Origin of the sequence: Streptomyces sp. NPDC048514 (genome assembly GCF_043199955.1) — a bacterium.
Lineage (GTDB): Bacteria > Actinomycetota > Actinomycetes > Streptomycetales > Streptomycetaceae > Streptomyces.
Map to the genome: position 1 here is coordinate 1 of NZ_JBICWT010000017.1, position 24642 is coordinate 24642.

The following is a 24642-nucleotide window of genomic DNA, read 5'->3' on the forward strand; positions in this document are numbered from 1 at the left end:
AAGGAGACCCTCACCCTGAAGCCCGAGGGCATCACGCTGACGCTCAACCCCCGCACCCCCGCCCACCCCCGCCACCCCCCCCAGCCCGGCGACCCCCCCCCCCCCCCCCCACAAAACCCCCCCCCCCCCCCCCCCCCCCCCCCGCGCGGGGCCCCCCCCCCCCCCCCCCCCCCCCACGGCACACGTGACCGTCCGAGCGGAGTCACCGCTGCCGCACCAGGCGCATCAACTCCCCGTTGGAGCCGCGGCGGGCCCAGGCGATCAGGGTGAGCGGCACGATCAGGATGAGCGGGGTGGCCGCGTTCTGGCCGTCGAACACGGTGAGCTGGACGATGAACGCGCCCACCATGAGCGCGCCGAGAGCCATCGCGGCGACGGACTGCAGGACGGGGATCAGCAGCGCCGCGCCACCGGCGAGTTCGAGCGCGCCTATCGTGAACATCGCTCCGCTGCCCCAGCCCATCTTGTCGAAGGACTCGACCGCCGACGGGTGGGCGATGAGCTTGGGCAGCGCGCTGGCGACGCCGTAGAAGAGGGCCAGCAGCACCTGCACGGAACGCAGGGTGATCCGCGCCCACCGGGCCCACCGGACGTGGCCGGACGCCGAGACAGCGGACGTCAAGACGGTAGACGTCGACACGGCGGAGGCAGTGGCCGAGCGGTCACGGCCCACCGACGGCATAGACCCGGTGGTCGCCTCGGACGACGTCGGCGTCGGCGTCGGCGTCGGCGTCGGCGTCGAAGAGCCGGCCGGAGCGGTGGTTCTGGACATGGAGGTCTCCCGGTGAAGCGGTGCGGATTGCTTTCACCGAGGTAGACCGGCGGTGTCCCGACAACTCATCGCTCGCCGCGGACCCGGTACGAAGGCGGTTTACTGGACCCGTCCCTTCGCACGGCTCCTCTCGCACCTCTCGCCCCTCGCGCCCCTCTCGCCCCACGACAGGCGCCGCGGTCGCCTACGTCTTCGGTACCGCTCTCACCCATGTCCCGTCCGGCGTGAGATAAGCGTCCACCTCCAGTCCCGCCTCCGCCAGGGCCGATTCGAACTGCTCCTTCGTCAGCGGCCGGGACAGGAATCTCTGTGTCCAGACCGCGTCCGGGAACACGTACTCCGCCAGGACCGAGTGCACCCCCTCTCCGACAGGCTCCACCGACACGATCCGCACGGTGAGACCGCTGGGATCGACCCGCTCTCGGGGGACGTTCGTGTGGTAGTCCTCGCCCTCCCGCTGGAGGAGCACGCAGCCGCCCTCCACGACATGCTCGGCGCAGGCACGCAGCATGCCCCTGCGCACCTCCTCGTCACCGTTGTGCACGAGGAACGACGCGAGCATCACCACGTCGAACCTCTCACCGAGGTCCAGGTCCTCGATCGGGCTGCATATCGTGCGCGCCCCACGGACCCGGGACAGCATGTCGGCGGACTCGTCCACCGCTGTGACCGTGAAGCCGCGCTCCACCAGGGGACGCGTCACCCGGCCCACTCCGCTGCCCAGCTCCAGGATGTGCGCCCCGGCCGGTACCGCCCCGGCGATGATGTCCGGCTCCTCGCCCACCGGCAGCCGCTCGTACAACTCGACCGCACAGCCGTCCGGGGTGATCGCCCCGGGGCCCGTGCCCTCGTATCCCTCACGCATTTCGACCGTCATGCCCGATCAACGGCCCTGCGCCGCAACCCCGTTCCCGTTCGACCATGGTTCACCCGTTCGAGTTATCCGGTCCGGAACGGGAACCATCCGTGTCCGATGTACCAGTGGCCGCCCGACCGCAGATGGTCCCCCACCGCGCGCTCCACCGACGTGCGGCGGGGCAGCTCGGCCACCGGCAGGTCCGGCTTGCCGAAGACGAACTGGACGGGCTCGGTGTCGACCGGTTCGGTGTCCTCGCGGGCGACCCGGAACCTGTCCTGGAAGCGGACGATGTTGGAGTCCGCGGGCAGGTATGGCCTCAACTGCGGGTCGAGCAGCCAGGAATGGCACAGCACCGCCTGCGGGTGCTCCTCGGGAAAGTGCAGTGCGAAGAATTCGCGGGCCAGCGCCAGGGCGCGGTCGCAGGCGGACGGGGTCAGCCGGCCGTGGAAATCGGGGATGTGGAGGTTCAGGCAGGGATCGCCCGGCGCCGAATCCAGTCCGGCGGCGGCGAGTACAGGCGCCGTGCGCTGTCCGATCCGGGACCGCTCGAACTGCAGCCGCCCGAGTTGGTACAGCTCGCCGCGGAAGTGCCGGACCAGCCAGCGCCGGGACTGGACCCCGGTCCTGCCGTGCCGCCGGCGGTGCACCGCGATATGACGGCCCAGGTCGGCCAGGGTGCGCCGGGAGACGTCGGCCGGGATCCCGCGTTCCCGGTGGTGGGCGAGGGTGTACGGGTGCGCGGCGAGGAAGACGTACAGGGGAAAGGTGTCGGTGAGTTCGGCCGGCGCCGAGGCGAACAGCTCGCCCAGGGCGGGGGTGCGCCCCAGGTCTCCGAGGTCCTGGAACAGTTCCTCGACGCAGGCTTCCAGAAGCCTCAGCGTGTCCGGATCGCCGGCCACCCTGGGGCGCAGTGCGATCAGGTCGTTGATGTCCTCGTGCGGCACGGTCAGGTCAAGGAGCAGGTCGGGCAGGTCGTCCGCATCCGGCAGCACGACGGTTCCCCCTTCGACTTACGGCGTGGTCCACGGCACCCGCACCCGTCGGCGCCCGGGCGCCGGGCACCCAGCACCGAGCCCCGAGCCCCGAGCCCCGAGCCCCGAGCCCCGAGCCCCGACAAGCCTGGCCGTCCGGCCCCGGCGTTCGGCGCCATCGCGCGGCGCCATCGTGCGGCCCCGCGTTCCGGCCCGGCGCTCGGCGCCATCGGCCCGGCCCCGGCGAGCGTTGATGCGCCTTGTCGTCGAAGAGTACGTTGCAAGGAGGAGAAGTGATCCGATGCGTACGGGTAGTGAACCGGCGACCGCGCGCAGTGCACTGCGAGCGCGGTTCTGGCTGAGCGTGTGGGGGCTGGCCTGGGCGGTCTTCGGCACGGCGGCGTTCGCGCTCGCCGGGCGCCCCGGGTGGGCGGCGGCCTGCGGAGTACTGTGGCTGGTCGTCACCGTGGACATGGCCATGATCCTCAGGCACATCCGGCAGGGTCCGCACTACCAGCCGGGTCACGACGTACCGCCGTACCGGCCACCGGAGAACGGGCCTACCGTCCCGAGGCCGCCGAGGCACCGGCATCCGTGACCGGGCCGCACGCCACGGCTCGTGGATCCGCACGCCACGGCTCGTGGATCCGCACGCCACGGCTCGTGGATCCGGCGCACGCGCCGCGATGCGGCCGAAGCACCGCCAGGGCGCTCGCCGGAACGCACGTGGGCGCTCAGCGCGCTTGCCGGAACGGCACGTGGGCGCTCCGGGCGCTCGCCGGAACGGCACGCGGGGCCGCTCAGTCGTCGAAGTGGGCCGCCTTCAGGTACTCCGGGTTCGGGTCGAGCGCGGCGGCCAGCCGGAAGTGGCGCTTGGCCTGATCGGGACGGCCCTGGCGCTCATAGGTGCGGGCGAGCGCGAAGTGCGCGAACGCGTTGTCCGGCTCGCGCTCCAGCACGATGGTGAACTCCAGCTCGGCGGGACGCAGTTGCGCCGCGGCGAAGAAGGCTCGCGCGCGGAGCAGACGAGCGGCCGTGTTCTCGGGGTACGCGGCGATGACTCCGTCGAGCAGCTTCACCGCGCCCCGCGGGTCCCGTGCGTTGAGCAGGTGTTCGGCGGCACGGAAGTCGATGACATGCGTCTCCGGAGTACGTCCGGCGGAACCGCTGATCTCGGGCACGGCAAAGTCCTTCCCTCGCTACGCCCTTTCAACGCCCGCGGGCGCGCCCGTTATTCCACGCCGCCGGCCTCGGGACCGCCGCCGCCGGCAGCCTTCTCGCCGCCACGTTCCCGCCGCACCAGCTCTTCCCACACCTCGGCGACGCGCTGTCGCAGGGCGTCCAGCGGTACGTCGTTGTCGATCACGAGGTCCGCGATCTCCCGGCGCTGCTCGCGGGTCGCCTGCGCGGCCATACGCGCGCGTGCGTCCTCCTCGGACATGCCGCGCAGCCGGATCAGCCGGTCGAGCTGGGTGGCGGGGCTGGCGTCCACGACGACCACGAGGTCGTAGAGCGGTGCGAGGCCGTTCTCGGTGAGGAGGGGGACGTCGTGGATCACCACGGCGTCGTCGGCCGCGGCGGCCTCCAGCTCGCGGGAGCGGCCACCCACCAGGGGGTGGACGATCGAGTTGAGCACGGCCAGCCGGTCGGGGTCGGCGAAGACGACCGCGCCGAGACGCGGCCGGTCCAGGCTGCCGTCGGCGGCGAGGATCTCCTCGCCGAAGGCCTCGGCCACGGCCGCGAGGCCGGGGGTACCGGGCGCCACGACCTCGCGCGCGATGCGGTCCGCGTCGATCAGCACGGCCCCGTGCTCCACGAGCAGCCGTGACACCTCGCTCTTGCCGGCACCGATACCGCCGGTCAGGCCCACTTTCAGCATGAGCGGAAGCTTAGGCCCTGCCATCGGCGGAGCCACCACCCCCCGCAGCCACCACCCCCGCAGCCCCCATGACCGTCTCCCTACGGCGCCCGGCCCCTAGCTGTCGCCTTCGCGCTCGGCGAGGAAGCGTTCGAACTCCTGGCCGATCTCGTCGGCCGAGGGGATCTCCACCGGCTCGGCGAGCATGTTGCCCCGGCTCTCGGCTCCCGCCGCCGCGTCGTACTGGTGCTCGAGGCCCTGGATGAGAGCGGTCAGTTCCTCGTCGCCCTCCTGGATCTGCCGGTCGATCTCCGTCTGCGTGCGGTGCGCGTCGGCGCGCAGGGCGTGCGCGACACCGGGGAGGACGAGGCCGGTGGCCGCCGTGATGGCTTCCAGCACGGTCAGCGCTGCGTCCGGGTACGGAGAACGGGCGATGTAGTGCGGGACGTGCGCGGCGACGCCCAGGACGTCGTGCCCGGCCTCCATCAGGCGGTACTCGACCAACGACTCGGCACTGCCGGGCACCTGGGCCTCCTCGAAGGGGCTGCGGTGGCCGGGGACGAGGTCGGTGCGGTTGCCGTGCGGGGTCAGGCCCACGGGGCGGGAGTGCGGCACGCCCATGGGGATGCCGTGGAAGTTCACGGAGAGACGGACCCCCAGCCGCTCCACGATCTGGCGGACGGCACCCGCGAACCGCTCCCATTCGACGTCCGGCTCGGGACCGGACAGCAGCAGGAAGGGGGCGCCCGTGGCGTCCTGGACGAGGCGCACCTCGATGGCCGGCACCTCGTAGTCGTCCCAGCGGTCCCGCTTGAAGGTCAGCAGGGGCCGGCGGGCCCGGTAGTCGACGAGCCGGTCGTGGTCGAAACGGGCCACGACCTGGTGGGGCAGTGAGTCGAGCAGGCGCTCGACGATCTGGTCGCCGGTCTCACCCGCGTCGATGTATCCGTCGAAGTGGTAGAGCATGACAAGGCCGGCCGACTCCTGGGCGAGCGCCATGTCGACAACGGCGAGGCCCTTCGGCTCCCATGCGTACAAACCCTGCGGATCAAGCACTGTGACCGCTCCTCCTCGTATCCGACATGGACAACGCGCCCTGGGGTGTGGGCATTCCCGTCCCGGATCGCTGATCAGGCATCTCCTGTCGCACCTCTTGACGGCCCGTCAACCGGTTCGCACGTGCACGGAGAAGGCGTTCACATACACGTCCACTATTCATGAACGAGATCTCGCACGGGACTTCGCCCGCACGGTCAGTGGGCCGACCGTGACCAGCGGCCGGAAAGACATCGTGGTCGACACGGCCAAAGGGTGTGTCGCGGACGGGGTCACGGTGCACGGGCTGGACATGGAGGGTGGGCACTGCGATCGAGCACGGGCGGCGCGCTCAGGAACTCGCGGTTCTGCGACACCGGGCACGACGGCAGGGGCATGGGCGAGGGCGTGCACGTGGGCCGACAAGTCGACTTTGACGGGCGCCGCCGGCTCGACCCGTCTGGCGATCGTCGTCACCAGCTACGGCACCGGCTCCGGCACGACGGTCTCCAGCTCCAACACACTGACCAGGGGGCAAGAGCCTGACCAACATCACCGTGCCCCCTGACAGGCGCGCGGCACGGGAACTGCGCCGCAGGCCACGACGAGCCGCACCCGACGACGGCGACCAGGGCCCCCGCGCGCGAGTCCGCCCGGCGACGGTCAGCCACCGCGCGAGCACGCGCCCCCATCCGCGGCGGCGCGCCCGACGACGGCGACCAGGGCCCCGCGTGAGCAGGGCCGGGGCATGCAAGAGGGGCCGCACCCTGCAGGGTGCGGCCCCTCCGACTACCGGCTAAGCCTCAGCGGCAGCGTTCAGCTCTGGCCACCGGCCAGCTTCTCGCGAAGCGCGGCGAGCGCCTCGTCCGAGGCCAGGGCACCGGAGGTGTCCGCACCCTCGGAGGAGTACGAACCGCCACCCGACGCGGCCGGAGCGGCAGCCTCGCCACCCTCGGCGGCAGCGGCGGCGTCGGCCTCGCGGGACTTGATGACCTGCTGCTGGTGCTGCTCGAAGCGGGTCTGCGCCTCGGCGTACTGGTGCTCCCACGCCTCCCGCTGGGTCTCGTAGCCCTCGAGCCAGTCGTTGGTCTCGGGGTCGAAGCCCTCGGGGTAGATGTAGTTGCCCTGGTCGTCGTAGGACGCGGCCATGCCGTACAGGGTCGGGTCGAACTCGACCGAGGCCGGGTCGGTACCGAAGGACTCGTTGGCCTGCTTCAGCGAGAGGCTGATGCGACGGCGCTCGAGGTCGATGTCGATGACCTTGACGAAGATCTCGTCGTTGACCTGGACGACCTGCTCCGGGATCTCCACGTGGCGCTCGGCCAGCTCGGAGATGTGGACCAGACCCTCGATGCCCTCGTCCACGCGGACGAACGCACCGAACGGAACCAGCTTCGTGACCTTGCCGGGCACGACCTGGCCGATCTGGTGGGTGCGGGCGAACTGCTGCCACGGGTCTTCCTGGGTCGCCTTCAGCGACAGGGAGACACGCTCGCGGTCCATGTCGACGTCGAGAACCTCGACGGTGACCTCCTGGCCGACCTCGACAACCTCGGACGGGTGGTCGATGTGCTTCCAGGACAGCTCGGAGACGTGGACCAGGCCGTCGACGCCACCCAGGTCCACGAAGGCACCGAAGTTGACGATCGAGGAGACGACGCCGGAACGGACCTGACCCTTCTGGAGGGTCGTGAGGAACGTCTGGCGGACCTCGGACTGGGTCTGCTCCAGCCAGGCACGGCGGGACAGGACCACGTTGTTGCGGTTCTTGTCCAGCTCGATGATCTTGGCCTCGAGCTCCTTGCCCACGTAGGGCTGGAGGTCGCGAACACGGCGCATCTCGACCAGGGAGGCCGGGAGGAAGCCGCGGAGGCCGATGTCGAGGATGAGACCACCCTTGACGACCTCGATGACGGTACCGGTGACGATCCCGTCCTCTTCCTTGATCTTCTCGATGGTGCCCCAGGCACGCTCGTACTGGGCGCGCTTCTTCGAGAGGATCAGGCGGCCTTCCTTGTCCTCCTTCTGGAGAACAAGGGCTTCGATCTCGTCACCGACGGCGACGACCTCGTTGGGGTCGACGTCGTGCTTGATCGAGAGCTCGCGGCTCGGGATAACGCCTTCGGTCTTGTAACCGATGTCGAGCAGGACCTCGTCCCGGTCGACCTTCACGATGACGCCGTCGACGATGTCGCCGTCGTTGAAGTACTTGATCGTCTCGTCGATCGCGGCGAGGAAGGCTTCCTCGTTACCGATGTCGTTGACCGCTACCTGCGGGGTGGTGGCGGTGGTCTCGGTGCTGCTCGTCATGTGGGAAAGGGCTCCGGTACGGACATTGAGTCGTAGGTACTGCTACGCCGGGAGCCCGTATCGCTCTGAAGAAGCCGGACAGCCAAGGAAGCGCCACCCCGAAAACACTGGTGACGCCTCGAAAACCGAGGGGACATACAACAGATGCGAGCGCAGCCTACTACGTCTGAGGTGCGCAGGCCCGCAGCGCAACTTGTAGCATACGGGGGCAGCCGGGAAGGGTCAATGCGCGAAGGCGCACACCCGGGGCGGATCCCCGCAATCGCGGACAAAGAAATGTCCCAGGAGGCCGCGCAGGGCCTGTGGCGACGCTTCCGCGGCCACCCCCGGCGGCTTGGACGGAAGAGTACGACGAGGGAGCCGATCATCCAAGAGTCGGAGACGTACGAGCCCGGCGGTCCCGAAGACCTCGACGCGGAGGCGACCCGGCGTGACGCGGGGATCGCGGAGAGTTCCCGCGCGAACCGGGGCTGGTGGGACCGCAACGCGGACGAGTACCAGATCGATCACGGCACGTTCCTCGGGGACGACCGTTTCGTGTGGGGCCCGGAGGGCCTGGACGAGGTGGAGGCCGAGCTGCTGGGTCCCCCGGAGGAGCTGAAGGGCAAGGACGTCCTGGAGATCGGCGCCGGTGCGGCGCAGTGCTCGCGGTGGCTGGCCGGTCAGGGGGCCCGCCCGGTGGCCCTGGACCTCTCGCACCGCCAGTTGCAGCACTCGCTGCGGATCGGCGGATCGTTTCCCCTTGTCTGTGCCGACGCCGGCGCGCTGCCCTTCGCGGACGGCTCCTTCGACCTCGCGTGCTCCGCGTACGGGGCGCTGCCGTTCGTGGCCGACCCGCGGCTGGTACTGCGCGAGGTGCGGCGGGTGCTGCGGCCGGGTGGCCGGTTCGTCTTCTCGGTGACGCATCCGATCCGCTGGGCGTTCCCGGACGAGCCGGGTCCGGAGGGCCTGTCGGTGTCCTCGTCCTACTTCGACCGCACGCCCTACGTCGAGCAGGACGCGGAGGGCCGCGCGGTCTACGTGGAACACCACAGGACCCTCGGCGACCGGGTGCGGGACGTCGTGGCCTCGGATTTCCGTCTGGTGGACCTGGTGGAGCCGGAGTGGCCGTCCTGGAACAGCTCCGAGTGGGGCGGCTGGTCGCCGCTGCGCGGGAACCTGATCCCGGGGACGGCGATCTTCGTGTGTGAACGGGACTGACGCCTCTTCTCACGTCTCGCCTCTCTTCACGTCTCGCCTTTTCTCACGTACGTGCGCGAGCGGGCGGGGCTGACACCTGCTGTCTCTCGCCGCCTTCTCTTGCCCGCGCGCAGGCCCGCGCGGGCCTGCGCGCGGGCAAGAGCGCGGACGAGAGCGCGGACGAGAGCGCGTGACCGGCCAGCACGTGCGACCGACGCAACCGCGTGCGCGCGCACGCGGTTGCGCGTGGATATGCGCACGCGCGCGTGGGCCCTCGCCGGGTGCGGGGAAGGGCGTACGCGCGCGGGATCGTTCCCGGCGTCGTACGACACTGGGGGCGTGATCCGTTACGACGCCCTGGACGCGCTGCCCGTGCGCTCCGCCCTGCCCGACCTGACCGACGCCCTGGAGACGGACGGCACGGCGGTGCTCGTGGCCCCGCCCGGCACCGGCAAGACGACGCTGGTGCCGCTGGTACTGGCGGGGCTCGTCGGTGACGGCCCCGCGCGCCGGGTCGTGGTGGCCGAGCCGCGGCGGATCGCGGCGCGGGCCGCGGCCCGGCGGATGGCCTGGCTGCTCGGCGAGGGGCCCGGCGAGAGCGTGGGCTTCACGGTGCGCGGCGAGCGCGCGGTGGGCCGCCACACGCGCGTGGAGGTCGTGACGACCGGAGTGCTGCTGCAGCGGCTGCAGCGCGACCAGGAGCTGGCGGGCGTCGATGCCGTCGTCCTCGACGAATGCCACGAGCGGCATCTGGACGCCGACACGGTGGCCGCGTTCCTGTGGGACGTACGGCAGGCACTGCGGCCGGAGCTGCGGCTGGTGGCCGCGTCGGCGACCACCGACGCGCAGGGGTGGGCGCGGCTGCTGGGCGGGGCGCCCGTGGTGGAGGCCGCAGGCGTCGCGCATCCCGTGGAGGTGCTGTGGGCCGCTCCGGCCCGCCCGGTACGGCCGCCGCACGGGATGCGCGTCGATCCCGCGCTGCTCGCGCATGTGGCGTCGGTGGTGCGGCGGGCGCTGTCCGAGCGGGCGGGGGACGTGCTGTGTTTCCTGCCCGGTGTGGGGGAGATCGCGCGTGTGGCCGGTCAGCTCGGGGATCTCGGTGGCGTCGACGTGCTCCAGGTGCACGGACGGGCGCCGGCGGCCGTGCAGGACGCGGTGCTGGCGCCGGGGGCACGGCGCCGGGTGGTGCTGGCCACGTCCGTGGCGGAGTCGTCGCTGACCGTACCCGGGGTCCGGGTGGTGGTGGACTCGGGACTCGCGCGGGAGCCCCGGGTGGATCACGCGCGGGGGCTGAGCGGCCTCACGACGGTGCGGGCGTCACGGGCGGCCGGGCGGCAGCGGGCGGGGCGCGCCGGGCGTGAGGCGCCCGGGGTGGTGTACCGGTGCTGGACCGAGGCCGAGGACGTCCGTCTGCCGGCGTTCCCGGCGCCGGAGATCAAGGTGGCCGACCTGACCGCGTTCGCCCTTCAGGCCGCCTGCTGGGGCGATCCGGACGCCTCGGGCCTCGCGTTGCTCGATCCGCCGCCGGGCGGGGCGATGGCGGCGGCGCGGGACGTGCTGTCGGCCGTGGGGGCGGTGGACTCCGCCGGGCGGGCCACGGAGGTCGGAGCACGACTGGCCCGGCTGGGGGTGCACCCGCGGCTGGGGCGAGCTCTGCTGGACACGGCCGGCGACGGTGCCGCGGTGGTCGCTCTGCTCTCCGAAGAGGTGCCGCGGGAGTACGGCGACGATCTGGCCGGTGCCCTGCGGCGCGCGCGGCGTGGTGGTGACGGCTACGCGGCGCGCTGGGCCGCGGAGGTGCGGCGGCTGCGGGCCGTGGCGTCGGGGCCGTCCCGGCCGGCAGCCCAGCGCTCCCGTCCGGAGGAAACCACCGGAACCGGACCGCGCCCCCGGCCCGAAGAGACCGCCGGAACCCCAGCGCGCCCCCGGCCCGAAGAGACCGCCGGAAGCCCAGCGCGCCCCCGGCCCGAAGAGACCGCCGGAACCCCAGCGCGCCCTCAGCCCGAAGAGACCGCCGGAACCCCAGCGCGCCCTCAGCCCGAAGAGACCGCCGGAACCCCAGCGCGCCCCCGGCCCGACGAGAGCGCCGGGACCCGAGCGTGTGGGGACGACGAGCTCACCGGGGTCGTCGCGGCTCTCGCCTTTCCGGAGCGGGTCGCCAGGTTCGACGGCGGCTCGTATCTCATGGCGTCCGGCACCCGGGCCGAGGTGGCGGACGGGTCGGCGCTGCGCGGGGCGCCCTGGATCGTCGTCGCCGTGGCCGACCGGCCCACTGGAAAGGGGCACGCGCGCGTGCGGCTCGGGGCCGTCGTGCGTGAGGACGTGGCGCGGGCCGCGGCCGGGGCGCTGCTGGCGGAGGCGGACGAGGTGCACTGGGCGGACGGGGAGGTGGTGGCCCGGCGTGTGGAACGGCTGGGAGCCGTCGAACTGGCCGTGCAGCCTCTCGAACGCGCCGACCCGGCCCTCGTGCGCGCCGCCCTGCTCCAGGGGTTGCGGCAGGAAGGGTTCGGGCTGCTGCGCTGGTCGCCGGACGCGGAGACGCTGCGGCAGCGGCTGGCGTTCCTGCACGCGCACCTCGCAGAGCCGTGGCCCGACGTGTCGGACGACGCGCTGCACGCGCGCGTGGCGGAGTGGCTGGAGCCGGAGCTGAGCAGGGCCCGGCGACGGGCCGACCTCGCCCGGATCGACGCCGGGCAGGCGCTCGCGCGGCTGCTGCCCTGGGCGAGCGGGGACGCGGCGCGGCTGGACGAGCTGGCGCCGGAGCGGATCGCCGTACCGAGTGGGTCCAGGATCCGGATCGACTACGGAGATCCCGAACGGCCGGTCCTCGCGGTCAAGCTGCAGGAGATGTTCGGACTGCGGGAGACGCCGGCCGTGGCGGGGGTACCGCTGCTCGTGCATCTGCTCTCCCCCGCCGGGCGGCCCGCCGCCGTGACGGCCGACCTGGCCTCCTTCTGGACGGGCGGCTACAAGGGCGTACGGGCGGAGCTGCGCGGGCGTTACCCGAAGCATCCCTGGCCGGAGGACCCGTCGACCGCCGAGCCGACGCGGCACACCAACGCGCGGCTCAGGCGCTGACCGGCTCGGGCTCCTGCGGCTGCGCGGGCGTGGGGTCCCGCGGGCGGCGGGCGCGGGCCTCCAGCGCGAGGGAGAGCCCGAGGAGCAGCAGGCCGACGGCCAGGGAGCCCCACGGCGCGTACGAGGTGAGTGCCAGGACCAGGGTGCGGTTGTGCCTGACGAGGGCGACCGTGTGCTCGATGTAGTCCTCGCGCATCTTCACGTGCCCGGAGAAGGCGGTGACCTTGGCGCGGCCGCCGAGCAGGGTGCCGCCGCGCAGTTCCTCCCGGTGGATCTCCTCACCGTAGACGGGGGCGCCGGTGACGGGTTCGACCCAGAACCTGCGGACGGTGGTGTACCAGCGGGTGGTGCCCGTCCTGGCGACCGACTCCGGCGTGATGCCCTGGACCGGCATGGTCTTCGGCATCGGGACCTTGGTCCACGGGACGGTCTGTTCGAAGTAGTAGACCTCCAGGCCGCGGAAGTTCCGGGTGCCCTGGTAGTGGATGGGGCTGGTGGTGCGGGTCTGGGCGTCGAAGTACTCGTAGTCCCTTCTCTGGGTCAGGAAGGGCCACTTGAACTCGATGCCGTCGCGCCGGACCGGGTCGCCGTCGACCGACTCACCGGTCGCGTGGACGGGGGCCTGGCTGTGGGCGTCGAAGATGTAGCGCTCCGGGACGCGGGAGACCATCTTGCCGTCGGGGCCCTGCACGTACGACAGGCTGTCCCAGACGACGACCGGCCGCCCCGCCGTCCGCTCGATGCTCCGCGCGGCCTCCACGTTGCCCTTGAGGGTCTGCACGATGGTGACCCGGGAGACCTTTTTCGCCCGCATGGTGCCGTAGTCGAGGAGGGTCGCCCCCCTGGCCTCCAGGACCATGTCCTGGTACTGGTTCGCGGGGATGCGGGCCAGGCGGGGAAAGGCGTACCAGCGCAGCAGTGGGGCCAGCGCCGCGCAGAACACGGCACAGGCGAGCAGGGTCAGGCTTGCCTTGCGGCGCATCGCGGCCTCCTTCCCGGGCGGGTGCGGCTACGGGTGCGAGGGCACCGTCGTCAGCAGCGGCTTGGGGGACGTCCGGCCCGACGGTGAGCCCGTCGCGCTGATCGTGAGGACCAGGACGAGCGCGAGGGCGAGACCGGTCGCGGCGGCGATCAGGGCGCGCATGCGGGGCCTCCCGGCGGGCGGTCGGTGTCCTGAGTGGATGCCGGCGGCTCGCCAGGGTTCCTCGCGGGCCGCCGGACCTCGGACGGGCCAAGGTTCCTGATGGCTCGTCAGGTCCGGCACCGTAGCAACGGCCGGGTGAGATGAGAACAGGGGTGCACGCACGAACGAGGGCGCCCTCACCGCCGGAGCGGGAAGGGCGCCCTGTCGTGACGCGTGGGCTCAGGAGGAGGCGGAGCGGCTCGGGGACGGGCTGTCCGAGGGTTCGGCGGCGACGGCCACCGTCAGTTCCACGGTGAGCGTCGCGCCGCCCGTGGTGGTGATGCGGAGCAGGAAGGTGCCGGAAGTGTCGTCCGCGTACAGCTTCGGCAGCTTCAGCAGGCCCTTGCCGTCGGTCAGGAGGCCGGTGAGCGTGCGTACGGGCTTGCCGTCGGCGTCCTTGAAGTAGGGGCCCTTGTCGTTCTCGGTGGCGTCGGTCGCGGACTTGATCAGGGTGGCGGTGGCCGCGACCTTGTCCGCCACGGCGGTCTTGTAGGTCGCCTTCACCTCCACCTGCTCGGCGAACTCGGCGCCCGGGGCGCAGGTCAACGGGGTGTCGGTGGTGCGGGCCAGGGTGTCGGCGGCGCGCGCGGTGACGGCGGCCGTGTAGTCGACGCCCTTGACCGAACGCCCGACGACGGCCGCGGTCACCTTGAAGTCGCCGATCTTCTCGCCCGCTCGGAGCACCGGGGCGAGAGCGACGCCCTTGCCGTCCGTGGCGACCGTGGCGACCGTCTCGCCGCCGCTGAAGGTGGCGTCGGTGTCCCCGGTGATGGTGAACCTGACCCTGACCTTGCCGACGGACTTGCCGGTTCTGGTCTCGGCACGGGTGCTGATCCGCTGGGTGAAGGCGTCGCCGGCCATCGTCGTGAGCTTGGCGGTACCCGCGTCCTCGAGGTGGTCCACGATGTCGGTGTTCGTCGGCGGCGGCGTCGGCGGGACGGGCGGCTTCGGCGGGGTCGGCGGCTTCGGCGGGGTCGGGCTGGGGCTTTCGTCTCCGCCGCCGGGCTGCTGCGGCTTCGGGGGCTTCGAGTGGGGCCTGGTCCGCGGCGGGTCCGAGGGCTTGGGGGCCGGGCCGGGCCGGGTGCCCTGGTCGCCGTGGTCGCTGCGGTGGGACGGCACGGTGCCGGTTCCGTCGGGCACCGAGTGGGAACCCTTGCGGTAGTACTCCAGCCAGTTCAGGACCAGGTCCAGATAGTCCTGCGAGTTGTTGTAGCTGAGGATCGCGCGGTGCAGGCCCTGGTCGGTGGACATGTCCCAGTCGTTGCGGCACAGATAGTGGCCGGCGGCGTGGGCGGCGTCGTAGACGTTGTTCGGATCCTTCTTGCCGTCGATGTTGCCGTCGCGGCCCGCCCATGCCCAGGTGGACGGGATGAACTGCATGGGGCCGACGGCCTGGTCGTACTGGCTGTTGCCGTCGTACGCGCCGTGGTCGGTGTCCGGGATGAGGGCGAAGCCGTTGCCGTCGAGCTGCGGGCCGAGGATCCGGCCCAGCGTGGTGCCGTTCGCGTCGACCCGGCCACCGCGGGCCTGGCCCGACTCGACCTTGCCGATGGCTGCGAGCAGCTGCCAGGGCAGGTTGCAGCCGGGTTTGGTGGCGCGCAGTTCGGTCTCGGCCTTCTTGTAGGCGTCGAGGACCGTCGCCGGGATACCGGCCTCGGTGTCACCCCGGGAGACGGGGGTGCCGATGGGCGACGTGGGGCCGGGGTTGGGGCTGTTCAGCGGCGGCAGGTCCGTGTAGTACGGCGAGCTGCCGGTGGCGTCCTGACCGGTGGCCGTGTCGGGTGCGGGCGTGGAGGCGCCGGCCGCCTCGTGTCTGCCCTGGTCCTCGCCGGTCGCTCCCGGAGCCTGGGACGCGGAGAGTGCCGCGACCGCCACCGCGGCCACGGCGGTGGTCGCCGCTCCCTTGCGCAGCCGCCTGCCGAAATGCGCCGCCATAGAGTGAACCCCTCCCGCTGGACGCCCCGGGGCGCCCTCTCCGTCCGTCTGCCTCGCCCTGGTCTGACGGCTGAACCGGTACTGCGGTTGCCCCTGTGCCGCTTTTTCCTTGAGTGCGAAGTGTGTTCGACCGTGCGCCCGGCACGGTGACCGAGGTGACCCTACGACAACTTGCTTTGCACGGGCAGGTGCACGCCCGGTTTTCACCGGTTGGCCGACTTTCGTTGTCGCACGGGTCGCCGGTGGGCGGTCACGCATACTTGACGGGCGTGATCACCGGTTCCGGCGCCATGGCCGACGACCTGACGAGGGGGCCCTGTTGCCGTTCACTCTCAGCCACGCGGCGGCCGTGCTGCCGGCGGTCCGGGCGGACGGAAGCCGTCGCGCCCGGCTGGTGCCGGCGATCCTCGTCGCCGGCTCCTTCGCGCCCGATCTGACCTTCTACGCGGCGAGTTTTCTGCCCGGTGCCATGGAATTCGGCGCCGTCACCCACGCGTTCGCCGGGGTCGCCACGGTGGACGTGCTCATCGCCTGGGCCCTGACGGGGCTGTGGCTGCTCGTGCGGGAGCCGTCGGTGGCACTGCTGCCGCGCGCCCGGCAGGGCCGGCCGGCCGCTCTGCTGCGCTGCGGCGGCCCGCACGCGCGCGTGCGGGCCGCCGAGGTGGCGTGGTGGTACGTCTCCGCGGTGCTGGGTGCGCTGACCCATGTGGTGTGGGACGCGTTCACCCATCACGACCGGTGGGGGACGCGACTGGTTCCGGCCATCGGGCGGGACCGTCCGGCGGGCCTGCCGCTGTACTCGTGGCTGCAGTACGGCTCGTCGGCGGCGGGCGCCCTGGTGCTCGCGGTCTTCCTGGTGCGAGCGCTGCGGCGGACACCCGACGGCGAGCCGGTGGGGGTGCCGGCGCTGTCCGTGCGGGACCGGTGGTGGGCGCTGCTGGTGATCGGCGGCTGTGTGCTGGCCGGTGCCGTGCAGCGGGTCGCGCGGTGGTCGGGGCGGCAGGGCGCGTCGGGACGGCTGTGGGAGCTGGTGCCCACCCTGTGCTTCGGGGCGGGCACCGGAGGGGCGCTGGGACTGCTGCTGTACGCCGTCTGCGTCAGGGTGTGGCGTCCGGTCCCGGTTCCGGACGGCTCCGTGGCTGCGGTGAGCGCCGCCGGCCCGGCCGGGGCGAGCCGGGGGCGGGCGGTCTCTCGGTGAGCGAGGCGACGAAGACGGTGAGGGTGTGCCGGGGGCGGCGCGCCCGCGAAGTCAGGGTGAGCACGAGGGCGAGGTAGCCGCGGACCAGGTCCGCCCATGCGCGCCAGTCCGGGGCGTGGTCCGCGCGGGCGGTCGGACCGGCGAATCTGCGCCGGAGGCCGCGGGCGGTCCTGCGGACGGTCGTGTCCAGGTCGGCCGGGATGCGGGCGGTGCTTGCGTCGGCCGCGAGGGCCGGGACCGGCGAGGCAGGCAGGGCCTGCGCGGAAGCGGTGTCCGCCCGGACCCAAGGGGCTGCCTCGGGCGTCCGGCGGTGAAGCATGCGTATACCCATGCCCGCAGTTTTGCGGCTTCGAGGGGTGGGGGGCGTTCTGGCGGGGGCCACGTGAGTGACGGCCCCTCCGGAGGTTCGGCCGACCTGATGGCCGGCGCGGTGTGGCTTGCGCTGATGAGGGCGGGGAGCGGAGGTGCCGTGGCGGGGCACGGCGCCGGGAAGCCGAGTGTCGTGCACACGGCACCCTTGCCGGAGCCCCCCGGGGCTCCGGCAAGGGTGCCGAAGCCCGGGGCCGGGAGTGCTGTCCGACAACGCGCGTCGTCGCCCGAAGAGCGGCCGCGCGGCATCGGGTACGTGCTCTCGGCGTGCCGGCTCCAGGCCCGCGTACCGGGCGTACTCGGGTCCGGGGCCGGCGAGAGTGCGTGCCGGCGTCGCGCGGCAGACGGCAATCGTCGGACAGGCCCCTAGTGCGCTGCGGACTCCCAGTCCGGGCCCACGCCCACCGAGACGTCCAGCGGGGCGCGGAGCTGGACGGCGTTCGCCATCTCCCGGCGGACGATCTTCTCGGCGGCCGCCCGCTCACCGGGCGCGATCTCCAGGACGATTTCGTCGTGGACCTGCAGGAGCATGCGGGACTGGAGGTCCGCCGCCCGCAGCGCGTCGCCCACCTTGAGCATGGCGATCTTGACGATGTCCGCCGCCGTGCCCTGGATGGGCGCGTTGAGGGCCATGCGCTCGGCCGCCTCCCGGCGCTGCCGGTTGTCGCTGTTGAGGTCGGGCAGATAGCGGCGGCGCCCGAAGAGCGTCGCCGTGTACCCCGTCGCCCGGGCCTCGTCGACCGCCCGGCGCAGGTAGTCCCGGACCCCGCCGAAGCGCTCGAAGTACGCGTCCATCAGGGCGCGTGCCTCCGCCGCCTCGATGTTCAGCTGCTGGGAGAGGCCGAACGCCGACAGACCGTATGCCAGGCCGTACGACATGGCCTTGATCTTGCGGCGCATCTCCGCGTCCACCGCGGCGGGCTCGACGCCGAAGACCTGGGAGGCGGCCGTGGTGTGCAGGTCCTCGCCGGAGGTGAACGCCCGGATCAGGCCCTCGTCCTCCGAGAGGTGTGCCATCACGCGCAGCTCGATCTGGCTGTAGTCGGCGGTCATCAGGGACTCGAAGCCCTCTCCGACGACGAAGCCGCGGCGGATCGCCCGGCCCTCGTCGGTGCGGACCGGGATGTTCTGCAGGTTCGGGTCCGTGGAGGAGAGCCGGCCGGTCGCGGCCACCGTCTGGTTGAAGGTGGTGTGGATCCGGCCGTCGCCCGCGATGGTCTTGATCAGGCCCTCGACGGTGACGCGCAGCTTCGCCTGCTCACGGTGGCGGAGCATGATCACCGGAAGTTCGTTGTCGGTCTGGGCGGCGAGCCAGGCCAGCGCGTCGGCGTCCGTGGTGTAGCCGGTCTTGGTCTTCTTGGTCTTGGGCAGGGCCAGTTCGCCGAAGAGGACCTCCTGGAGCTGCTTGGGCGATCCCAGGTTGAACTCGTGGCCGGCTGCGGCGTGGGCCTCTTTCACGGCCTGCTGCACGGCACCGGCGAACGTCTGCTCCATCGCTTCGAGGTGCGCGCGGTCCGCCGCGATGCCCCGCCGCTCCATGCCGGCGAGCAGGGCGGAGGTCGGCAGCTCCACGTCCCGCAGCAGATCCGCGGCGCCCACCTCCTCGATGCGGGCCGTGAAGACCTCGCCGAGGTCCAGGACGGTGCGGGCCTGGATCATCAGGGCCTCGGCCTCGGCGCCCTCGTCCGCGCCGAACGCCAGCTGGCCGTCGGCCGCGGCGGCGGGGCCCAGCTCGCGGTGCAGGTACTCCAGCGACAGCGCGTCCAGGTCGAAGGAGCGGCGGCCCGGCTTGACCAGGTAGGCGGCGAGCGCGGTGTCCATGCGCACGCCCTCGATGCTCCAGCCGTGCTCGGCGAAGACGCGCATGGCGCCCTTGGCGTTGTGGAACACCTTGGGGCGGTCCGCGTCGGCCAGCCAGGCCCTGAACGCGTTCTCGTCGGCCTCGTCCAGCTCGGCGGGGTCGAACCAGGCGGCCGCTCCCCCGGGCGCCGCGAGGGCGACCTCGGCTACCGAGCCGGCACCCAGCGCCCAGGTGTCGACGGTGGCGACGCCCAGGCTCTGGTCGCCGTGCCCGGCCAGCCAGGGGGACAGCTCGCCGGTGCGCAGGATCGTGCCGTCGATCGCCACGCCGTCCGTGGCGACCGGGGTGGCCTCGGCCTCCTCTTCACCGGGGTCGACCGCGAACAGGCGCTCCCGCAGGGACGGATTGCGGATCTCGAGGGTGTCCAGGATCATCGCGACGGCCTTGCGGTCGTACGGGGACCGCTCCAGGTCGGTGACCGTCCGCTCCAGCTCGACCTGGCGCTCCAGCTCGGTGAGGACGCGGTTGAGCTTGACCGACTCCAGGTGGTCGCGGAGGTTCTGCCCGGCCTTGCCCTTGACCTCGTCGACCCGCTCGACCAACTCCGCGAAGGAGCCGAACTGGTTGATCCATTTCGCGGCGGTCTTCTCGCCGACGCCCGGGATGCCGGGGAGGTTGTCGGACGGGTCGCCGCGCAGGGCGGCGAAGTCCGGGTACTGCGCGGGCGTCAAGCCGTACTTCTCGAAAACCTTCTCCGGGGTGAACCGGGTCAGCTCCGAGACGCCCTTCGTCGGGTAGAGCACGGTGGTGTGCTCGGAGACCAGCTGGAAGGAGTCGCGGTCACCGGTGACGATCAGCACCTCGAAGCCCGCGGCCTCGGCCTGGGTGGCGAGCGTGGCGATCACGTCGTCCGCCTCGAAGCCGGGCACGGCGAAGCGCGGCGCGTGCATCGCGTCGAGCAGCTCGCCGATCAGCTCGACCTGGCCCTTGAACTCGTCCGGCGTCTTGGAGCGGTTCGCCTTGTACTCCGTGAACTGCTCGGAGCGCCAGGTCTTGCGCGAGACGTCGAAGGCCACCGCGAAGTGCGTGGGCGCCTCGTCACGCAGGGTGTTGGCCAGCATCGACGCGAAGCCGTAGATCGCGTTCGTCGGCTGGCCGGTCGCGGTCGTGAAGTTCTCCGCGGGCAGCGCGAAGAACGCGCGGTAGGCCAGCGAGTGCCCGTCCATGAGCATCAGCCGCGGACGGGTGCCGCCGGGGGTCTTGTCGGTCTTCTTCGATGCTTTCTCTGCCACGTCCCCGATCCTGCCACGCCGCACCGACACTCCGGGCCGGGCGCCTCCACCGGGCGCCTCCACCGGGTGTGACCACCGGCACGGCGGCCGGGGCGGCGGACGGCCCGGCCCGTTCGGCCCGCCGATCACCGCCGTCGTGACCGGTCGCCGTCGCCATGGAGCACGAGGGCGAGTGCGGAGACCGTGGACAGGGTGACGGCGTCGTTGTCGGTCGTCCGTGGGAGGATCGACGGCGTACGTCGCACACGCAGTCGAGGTACATCTCACACGCAGTCGAAGGGGAGCGTGCTGATGGCGACGAAGCCGCCCAAGGGTGATCCGGTTCAGGACGCGCCGCAGGTCACGGAGCCGAAGCACGCGGCCGCGGGGTTGCCGGCCATCGGGCACACCCTGCGCATCGCCCAGCAACAGATGGGCGTGAAGCGCACCGCGCTGACCCTGCTGCGCGTGAACCAGAAGGACGGCTTCGACTGCCCGGGCTGCGCCTGGCCCGAGCCGGACCACCGGCACGCGGCGGAGTTCTGCGAGAACGGCGCGAAGGCGGTCGCCGAGGAGGCCACGCTGCGCCGGGTCACACCCGAGTTCTTCGCCGCGCACTCCGTCGCCGACCTGGCCACCAGGAGCGGCTACTGGCTGGGCCAGCAGGGGCGGCTCACGCACCCCATGTACCTCCCCGAAGGGGGAGAGCACTACGAGCCGGTCGGCTGGGAGCGCGCCTTCGACATCGTCGCCGAGGAGATCGCCGCCCTCGGCTCCCCCGACGAGGCCGTGTTCTACACCTCGGGCCGCACCAGCAACGAGGCGGCGTTCCTGTACCAGCTCTTCGCTCGCGAGCTGGGCACGAACAACCTGCCGGACTGCTCCAACATGTGCCATGAGTCGTCGGGCTCGGCGCTCTCCGAGACGATCGGCATCGGGAAGGGCAGCGTCCTGCTGGAGGACCTGTACCAGGCCGATCTGATCATCGTCGCCGGGCAGAATCCGGGGACGAACCATCCGCGCATGCTCTCCGCGCTGGAGAAGGCCAAGGCGAACGGCGCGCGGGTGATCAGCGTCAACCCGCTGCCCGAGGCCGGCCTGGAGCGCTTCAAGAACCCGCAGACCGCTCAGGGCATGCTCCGGGGCGCCACGCTCACCGATCTGTTCCTGCAGATCCGCATCGGCGGCGACCAGGCGCTGTTCCGCCTCCTGAACAAGCTGATCCTGGAGACGGAGGGCGCGGTCGACGAGGAGTTCGTGCGGGAACACACCCACGGGTACGAGGAGTTCGCCGAGGCCGCCCGGGCCGCCGACTGGGCCGAGACGCTCTCGGCCACCGGCCTCACGCGCGCGGAGATCGAGAAGACCCTCGGCATGGTTCTCGCGTCGAAGCGGACCATCGTCTGCTGGGCCATGGGTCTCACCCAGCACAAGCACGCGGTGTCGACCATCCGCGAAGTGGTCAACTTCCTGCTGCTGCGCGGCAACATCGGCCGTCCGGGCGCGGGCGTGTGCCCGGTGCGGGGCCACTCCAACGTGCAGGGTGACCGCACGATGGGCATCTTCGAGCGGCCGGCGCCGGCCTTCCTGGACGCGCTGGAGAAGGAGTTCGGGTTCGCGCCGCCGCGCGAGCACGGCTTCGACGTCGTACGGGCCATCCGCGCGCTGCGCGACGGCGAGGCGAAGGTGTTCTTCGCGATGGGCGGCAACTTCGTCTCGGCCTCCCCGGACACCGAGGTGACCGAGGCGGCGATGCGGCGCGCCCGGCTGACCGTGCACGTGTCGACCAAACTGAACCGCTCACACGTCGTCACCGGCGCCCGGGCGCTGATCCTGCCCACGCTGGGGCGGACGGAGCGTGATCTGCAGGGCGGCGGTGAGCAGTTCGTGACGGTGGAGGACTCCATGGGCATGGTGCACGCCTCCCGCGGGCGCCTCGCGCCCGCGGGTCCGCGGCTCAGGTCCGAGCCGGCCATCGTCTGCGGCCTCGCGCTCCGGGTGCTCGGCGAGAACAGCGTCGTGCCGTGGGAGGAGTTCGAGAGGGACTACGCGACGATCCGTGACCGCATCGCGCGCGTGATCCCCGGATTCGAGGACTTCAACGCACGCGTGGCCCGGCCCGGCGGCTTCGTGCTGCCGCACGCCCCGCGCGACGAGCGCCGCTTCCCGACCGCCACGGGCAAGGCGAACTTCACGGCGGCGCCGGTGGAGTACCCCGCGCTGCCCGAGGGCCGGCTGCTGCTGCAGACACTGCGCTCGCACGACCAGTACAACACCACGATCTACGGTCTCGACGACCGCTACCGGGGCATCACGGGCGGGCGCCGGGTGGTGCTGGTGAATGCGGACGACGCGCGCGGACTCGGGGTCGCGGAGGGGTCGTACGTGGATCTGGTGAGCGAGTGGAAGGACGGGGTGGAGCGACGGGCGCCCGGTTTCCGGGTCGTGCTGTATCCGACGGCCCGGGGCTGCGCGGCGGCCTACTACCCCGAGACGAACGTGCTCGTCCCGCTGGACGCCACGGCCGACACCAGCAACACCCCGGCCAGCAAGTCCGTCGTCGTACGCCTCGAGGCCCACGCCGGGGAGGGCGCCCCGGAACCCGCGCGGGAAGGCGCCCGGTGACCAGGCCGGCAAGGCGCCCGGAACCCGTCCACGACGGCCCCGGGACCCGGGCGGCGCCGGGGCGGGCACCGGGGCCGTGACCGCACGGAAGGCCGTCTGGAACAATCGGCGACCGACTGAGCGTTTGCTCAGCCAAGGAACAGGTGTACGAAGAACGGAGCCGGCCGATGGGCGAGCAGCAGCGAGTGAAGTTCCCGCAGGAGGTCATCGACGAGTACGCGGCGCTCGGTGTGGATCTGCCCGCCCTGTTCTCGGCAGGACACCTCGGCACCCGGATGGGGGTGCAGATCCTGGAGGCGTCGGCGGAGAAGGTCGTCGGGACCATGCCGGTGGAGGGCAACACCCAGCCGTACGGCCTGCTGCACGGGGGCGCGTCCGCGGTGCTGGCGGAGACGCTCGGTTCGGTCGGCTCCATGCTGCACGGCGGCACCTCGAAGATCGCGGTGGGCGTGGATCTGAACTGCACCCACCACCGCGGGGCCCGTTCCGGCCTGGTGACCGGCGTGGCCACCCCCGTGCACCGGGGCCGGTCGACGGCGACGTACGAGATCGTGATCACCGACGAGGATGACCGCCGGGTGTGCACCGCCCGGCTGACCTGCCTGCTGCGGGACGTGAACCCGGGCGACGAGGCACACGCGCGCCCCGTCGGCGGCTGACCGGTTCCCGCCGGACCGCCGCTCCCCCAGCCGGGCTCCGGACACCGCCCCCCCAGCGGGCTCCGGACACCGCTCCCCAGCGGTCCCCCGCCCCTGACCGTCCTCCACCACCGGCCTCCGGCCACCGACCCCCGCCGGCCCGTTGCCCCTCGCCGTCCTTCCCTCTAGCTTCGGCACATGGGACGGCGAGGAGGCCTCCGGGCGGGGGCGGTGTTCCTGGCGGCCGGACTCGCGCTGCCGGCGCTGCTGTGCGCGACGGGCTGCGACCGGTCCGGCGGCCCCCGGCACACCGCTCCCGCGCACACCCCGGACCCCGGGACACCGGCCGCCGGGACACCGCCGGCCGCGTCACCGGTGGCCGACGCCGACCTGTGCACGAGGCTCGTGGCGCACTGGGCGCGCGAGGTGCTCGACAGCGGTACCTACGGCGATTACCAGTCGATGGGTCTGTCCAATGGGCAATACGAGATCCTCAGGGGCGTCGTGGACGCGGCGCGCGGCGTGCGGCGACGCCAAGGGATCGCCCGGGCGGAGGAGTTGATCGCCCGTCAGGCCCGTGCGGCGTGTACCGAGCGCTACCGGCACGGCGCCCCGAGCGGAGGTCCCTGGCGATGAGCGGCATCGGTCCCGTCGAGCCCGGCGAGGGCACGGGCGTCCGGGACAACCCGGATACCGGGGGCCCTCGTTCGGCCGGGCGGACACGCGCGGCGCTCGTCTCGCACCACCACCGGCACCGGCGGGTCACGTTCGCTCTCCTCGCGCTGACCGTGCTGCTGGGCGGCGGTGGCTACCTCTTCGCCACCCGGCCACGGCAACCGCCGCCGCACGTCACACCCCGCCCGGCACAAGTGCCGTATCCCGCACAGGCGGTGGGCGTGACGTATCTCGACGGCCGGGCCACCGCGGCGGGTGCACCGCCGCGGAGCTTCAGCTTCACGGTGCTGGTGAGCGTGGAGTCGGGGCCGCCGGTCACCGTGACCGGGGTGACCCAGCCGTACGCGGGACTGTCCCTGACGACGGACCCCCCGGCGCCCTTCCGGACGAAAGCGGGTTCGGCCCGGAAGATCACCATCACGATGCACGTGACGCAATGCCGGAAAGTACCTATGGACGCCGGACTTCCTTTCGTGGACGTAACTCTGCGTAATACGCGGGCAATACAGAATCACAGTTTCATCCTCGGCCCCCGCTACGCACAGCACCTCTCCCAGGCCCTGAAAGCCGCCTGCGGCAACAGGGGCGGGTAATCACCAAAACCCTTGAGACGCCTGAACGGATCAAGGTGCGTCCTGCAAGTTCTCACCATGTGGACAGGGCGAAACGGCCGGAATTCCGCCGTTCCCCCCACGCGGTACCGCTCTGCATTACCTCGTGTCATAACAAGAGCGTCACAGCATTGGTCAGACTCTCCTCCACGTTCCCCACACACGCTTAGAGTCACGGCCAGTCACCGCGCCGTCGGATTCTCACTCCGGCCCGTCACTCTTCGGCCAGGCGCGCGGCTCGACCGTTTCCACGGGGATGCGGTCGTCCAGGGGA

At 72.1% G+C, this 24642-nt stretch carries 20 protein-coding genes; 9 read left to right on the forward strand and 11 right to left on the reverse strand.

Features of this window, described 5'->3' with window-relative positions; translation table 11 throughout:
- Positions 1 to 202 precede the first annotated feature (202 nt).
- Positions 203 to 673: a DoxX family protein gene (locus tag ACGFT2_RS31950; RefSeq protein WP_393285616.1), complete on the reverse strand. Its 471-nt coding sequence runs from the start codon at positions 671 to 673 to the stop codon at positions 203 to 205.
- On the opposite strand from ACGFT2_RS31950, the gene ACGFT2_RS31955 reads away from it, so the two are divergent.
- Positions 564 to 788 carry a hypothetical protein gene (locus ACGFT2_RS31955; protein ID WP_393285633.1) on the forward strand — a complete coding sequence of 75 codons (225 nt, stop codon included), beginning with the start codon at positions 564 to 566 and terminating at the stop codon, positions 786 to 788. The genes ACGFT2_RS31950 and ACGFT2_RS31955 overlap by 110 nt on opposite strands.
- A 168-nt stretch (positions 789 to 956) precedes the next feature.
- Here the strand turns inward: ACGFT2_RS31955 and ACGFT2_RS31960 are convergent, their stop codons facing one another.
- On the reverse strand, positions 957 to 1637 hold the full coding sequence (locus ACGFT2_RS31960) for a class I SAM-dependent methyltransferase (protein ID WP_393285165.1): 681 nt from the start codon (positions 1635 to 1637) through the stop codon (positions 957 to 959).
- Positions 1638 to 1711: 74 nt separating this feature from the next.
- Positions 1712 to 2623, reverse strand: a complete 912-nt coding sequence (locus ACGFT2_RS31965; RefSeq protein ID WP_393285167.1) for an acyltransferase domain-containing protein — start codon at positions 2621 to 2623, stop codon at positions 1712 to 1714.
- 280 nt (positions 2624 to 2903) lie between these two features.
- Between ACGFT2_RS31965 and ACGFT2_RS31970 the strand changes: the two genes are divergently transcribed.
- On the forward strand, positions 2904 to 3200 hold the full coding sequence (locus ACGFT2_RS31970) for a DUF6343 family protein (RefSeq protein ID WP_393285170.1): 297 nt from the start codon (positions 2904 to 2906) through the stop codon (positions 3198 to 3200).
- 202 nt (positions 3201 to 3402) lie between these two features.
- On the opposite strand, the gene ACGFT2_RS31975 is transcribed toward ACGFT2_RS31970, so the two are convergent.
- From ACGFT2_RS31975 to rpsA, 4 genes are all read right to left on the reverse strand, one after another.
- On the reverse strand, positions 3403 to 3783 hold the full coding sequence (locus ACGFT2_RS31975; RefSeq protein ID WP_353600820.1) for a tetratricopeptide repeat protein: 381 nt from the start codon (positions 3781 to 3783) through the stop codon (positions 3403 to 3405).
- Between the two features lie 50 nt (positions 3784 to 3833).
- Positions 3834 to 4481 (reverse strand): dephospho-CoA kinase, encoded by a 648-nt coding sequence (gene coaE, locus ACGFT2_RS31980; RefSeq protein ID WP_393285173.1) that lies wholly within the window; start codon positions 4479 to 4481, stop codon positions 3834 to 3836.
- A gap of 96 nt (positions 4482 to 4577) precedes the next feature.
- A complete protein-coding gene (locus ACGFT2_RS31985) occupies positions 4578 to 5516 on the reverse strand; it encodes a PAC2 family protein (RefSeq protein ID WP_393285174.1) in 939 nt (312 codons plus the stop codon).
- 795 nt (positions 5517 to 6311) lie between these two features.
- Positions 6312 to 7805, reverse strand: a complete 1494-nt coding sequence (gene rpsA, locus ACGFT2_RS31990) for a 30S ribosomal protein S1 (protein ID WP_393285177.1) — start codon at positions 7803 to 7805, stop codon at positions 6312 to 6314.
- Between the two features lie 276 nt (positions 7806 to 8081).
- On the opposite strand from rpsA, the gene ACGFT2_RS31995 reads away from it, so the two are divergent.
- On the forward strand, positions 8082 to 9005 hold the full coding sequence (locus ACGFT2_RS31995) for a class I SAM-dependent methyltransferase (protein WP_393285179.1): 924 nt from the start codon (positions 8082 to 8084) through the stop codon (positions 9003 to 9005).
- A 318-nt stretch (positions 9006 to 9323) separates the two neighbouring features.
- Complete coding sequence (locus ACGFT2_RS32000) at positions 9324 to 12062, forward strand: ATP-dependent helicase C-terminal domain-containing protein (RefSeq protein ID WP_393285182.1); 2739 nt, start codon at positions 9324 to 9326, stop codon at positions 12060 to 12062.
- On the opposite strand, the gene ACGFT2_RS32005 is transcribed toward ACGFT2_RS32000, so the two are convergent.
- From ACGFT2_RS32005 to ACGFT2_RS32015, 3 genes are all read right to left on the reverse strand, one after another.
- Positions 12052 to 13044 carry a DUF3068 domain-containing protein gene (locus ACGFT2_RS32005; protein ID WP_393285184.1) on the reverse strand — a complete coding sequence of 331 codons (993 nt, stop codon included), beginning with the start codon at positions 13042 to 13044 and terminating at the stop codon, positions 12052 to 12054. The two genes, ACGFT2_RS32000 and ACGFT2_RS32005, sit on opposite strands and share 11 nt — an antisense overlap.
- Positions 13045 to 13071: 27 nt before the next feature.
- Entirely contained in the window at positions 13072 to 13206 is a 135-nt protein-coding gene (locus tag ACGFT2_RS32010; protein ID WP_393285187.1) for an SPW_0924 family protein, read from the reverse strand.
- Between the two features lie 219 nt (positions 13207 to 13425).
- Entirely contained in the window at positions 13426 to 15180 is a 1755-nt protein-coding gene (locus ACGFT2_RS32015; protein ID WP_393285189.1) for a lytic transglycosylase domain-containing protein, read from the reverse strand.
- Positions 15181 to 15499: 319 nt separating this feature from the next.
- Here ACGFT2_RS32015 and ACGFT2_RS32020 point away from each other — a divergent pair, with 319 nt between their 5' ends.
- Positions 15500 to 16378: a DUF4184 family protein gene (locus ACGFT2_RS32020; RefSeq protein WP_393285192.1), complete on the forward strand. Its 879-nt coding sequence runs from the start codon at positions 15500 to 15502 to the stop codon at positions 16376 to 16378.
- Between the two features lie 735 nt (positions 16379 to 17113).
- Here the strand turns inward: ACGFT2_RS32020 and polA are convergent.
- Positions 17114 to 19840 carry a DNA polymerase I gene (gene polA, locus ACGFT2_RS32025; protein WP_393285193.1) on the reverse strand — a complete coding sequence of 909 codons (2727 nt, stop codon included), beginning with the start codon at positions 19838 to 19840 and terminating at the stop codon, positions 17114 to 17116.
- Between the two features lie 291 nt (positions 19841 to 20131).
- Between polA and ACGFT2_RS32030 the strand changes: the two genes are divergently transcribed.
- From ACGFT2_RS32030 to ACGFT2_RS32045, 4 genes are all read left to right on the forward strand, one after another.
- Entirely contained in the window at positions 20132 to 22444 is a 2313-nt protein-coding gene (locus ACGFT2_RS32030; RefSeq protein WP_393285196.1) for an FdhF/YdeP family oxidoreductase, read from the forward strand.
- Between the two features lie 167 nt (positions 22445 to 22611).
- Positions 22612 to 23103, forward strand: coding sequence for a PaaI family thioesterase (locus tag ACGFT2_RS32035; protein WP_393285198.1), 492 nt, complete (start codon positions 22612 to 22614; stop codon positions 23101 to 23103).
- A gap of 177 nt (positions 23104 to 23280) precedes the next feature.
- Positions 23281 to 23718 carry a hypothetical protein gene (locus ACGFT2_RS32040; RefSeq protein ID WP_393285200.1) on the forward strand — a complete coding sequence of 146 codons (438 nt, stop codon included), beginning with the start codon at positions 23281 to 23283 and terminating at the stop codon, positions 23716 to 23718.
- Complete coding sequence (locus ACGFT2_RS32045) at positions 23715 to 24350, forward strand: Tat pathway signal sequence domain protein (protein WP_393285203.1); 636 nt, start codon at positions 23715 to 23717, stop codon at positions 24348 to 24350. The genes ACGFT2_RS32040 and ACGFT2_RS32045 overlap by 4 nt, the downstream gene beginning before the upstream one ends.
- Positions 24351 to 24642: the final 292 nt, after the last annotated feature.

Bases quoted from the DNA above. Each gene is read 5' to 3' on its own strand.
- ACGFT2_RS31960 (WP_393285165.1), bottom strand. From the start codon at position 1,637: ATGCGTGAGGGATACGAGGGCACGGGCCCCGGGGCGATCACCCCGGAC.
- ACGFT2_RS31970 (WP_393285170.1), top strand. From the start codon at position 2,904: ATGCGTACGGGTAGTGAACCGGCGACCGCGCGCAGTGCACTGCGAGCG.
- coaE (WP_393285173.1), bottom strand. From the start codon at position 4,481: ATGCTGAAAGTGGGCCTGACCGGCGGTATCGGTGCCGGCAAGAGCGAG.
- rpsA (WP_393285177.1), bottom strand. From the start codon at position 7,805: ATGACGAGCAGCACCGAGACCACCGCCACCACCCCGCAGGTAGCGGTC.
- ACGFT2_RS31995 (WP_393285179.1), top strand. From the start codon at position 8,082: ATGTCCCAGGAGGCCGCGCAGGGCCTGTGGCGACGCTTCCGCGGCCAC.
- ACGFT2_RS32005 (WP_393285184.1), bottom strand. From the start codon at position 13,044: ATGCGCCGCAAGGCAAGCCTGACCCTGCTCGCCTGTGCCGTGTTCTGC.
- ACGFT2_RS32010 (WP_393285187.1), bottom strand. From the start codon at position 13,206: ATGCGCGCCCTGATCGCCGCCGCGACCGGTCTCGCCCTCGCGCTCGTC.
- ACGFT2_RS32015 (WP_393285189.1), bottom strand. From the start codon at position 15,180: ATGGCGGCGCATTTCGGCAGGCGGCTGCGCAAGGGAGCGGCGACCACC.
- ACGFT2_RS32030 (WP_393285196.1), top strand. From the start codon at position 20,132: ATGGCGACGAAGCCGCCCAAGGGTGATCCGGTTCAGGACGCGCCGCAG.
- ACGFT2_RS32035 (WP_393285198.1), top strand. From the start codon at position 22,612: ATGGGCGAGCAGCAGCGAGTGAAGTTCCCGCAGGAGGTCATCGACGAG.
- ACGFT2_RS32040 (WP_393285200.1), top strand. From the start codon at position 23,281: ATGGGACGGCGAGGAGGCCTCCGGGCGGGGGCGGTGTTCCTGGCGGCC.
- ACGFT2_RS32045 (WP_393285203.1), top strand. From the start codon at position 23,715: ATGAGCGGCATCGGTCCCGTCGAGCCCGGCGAGGGCACGGGCGTCCGG.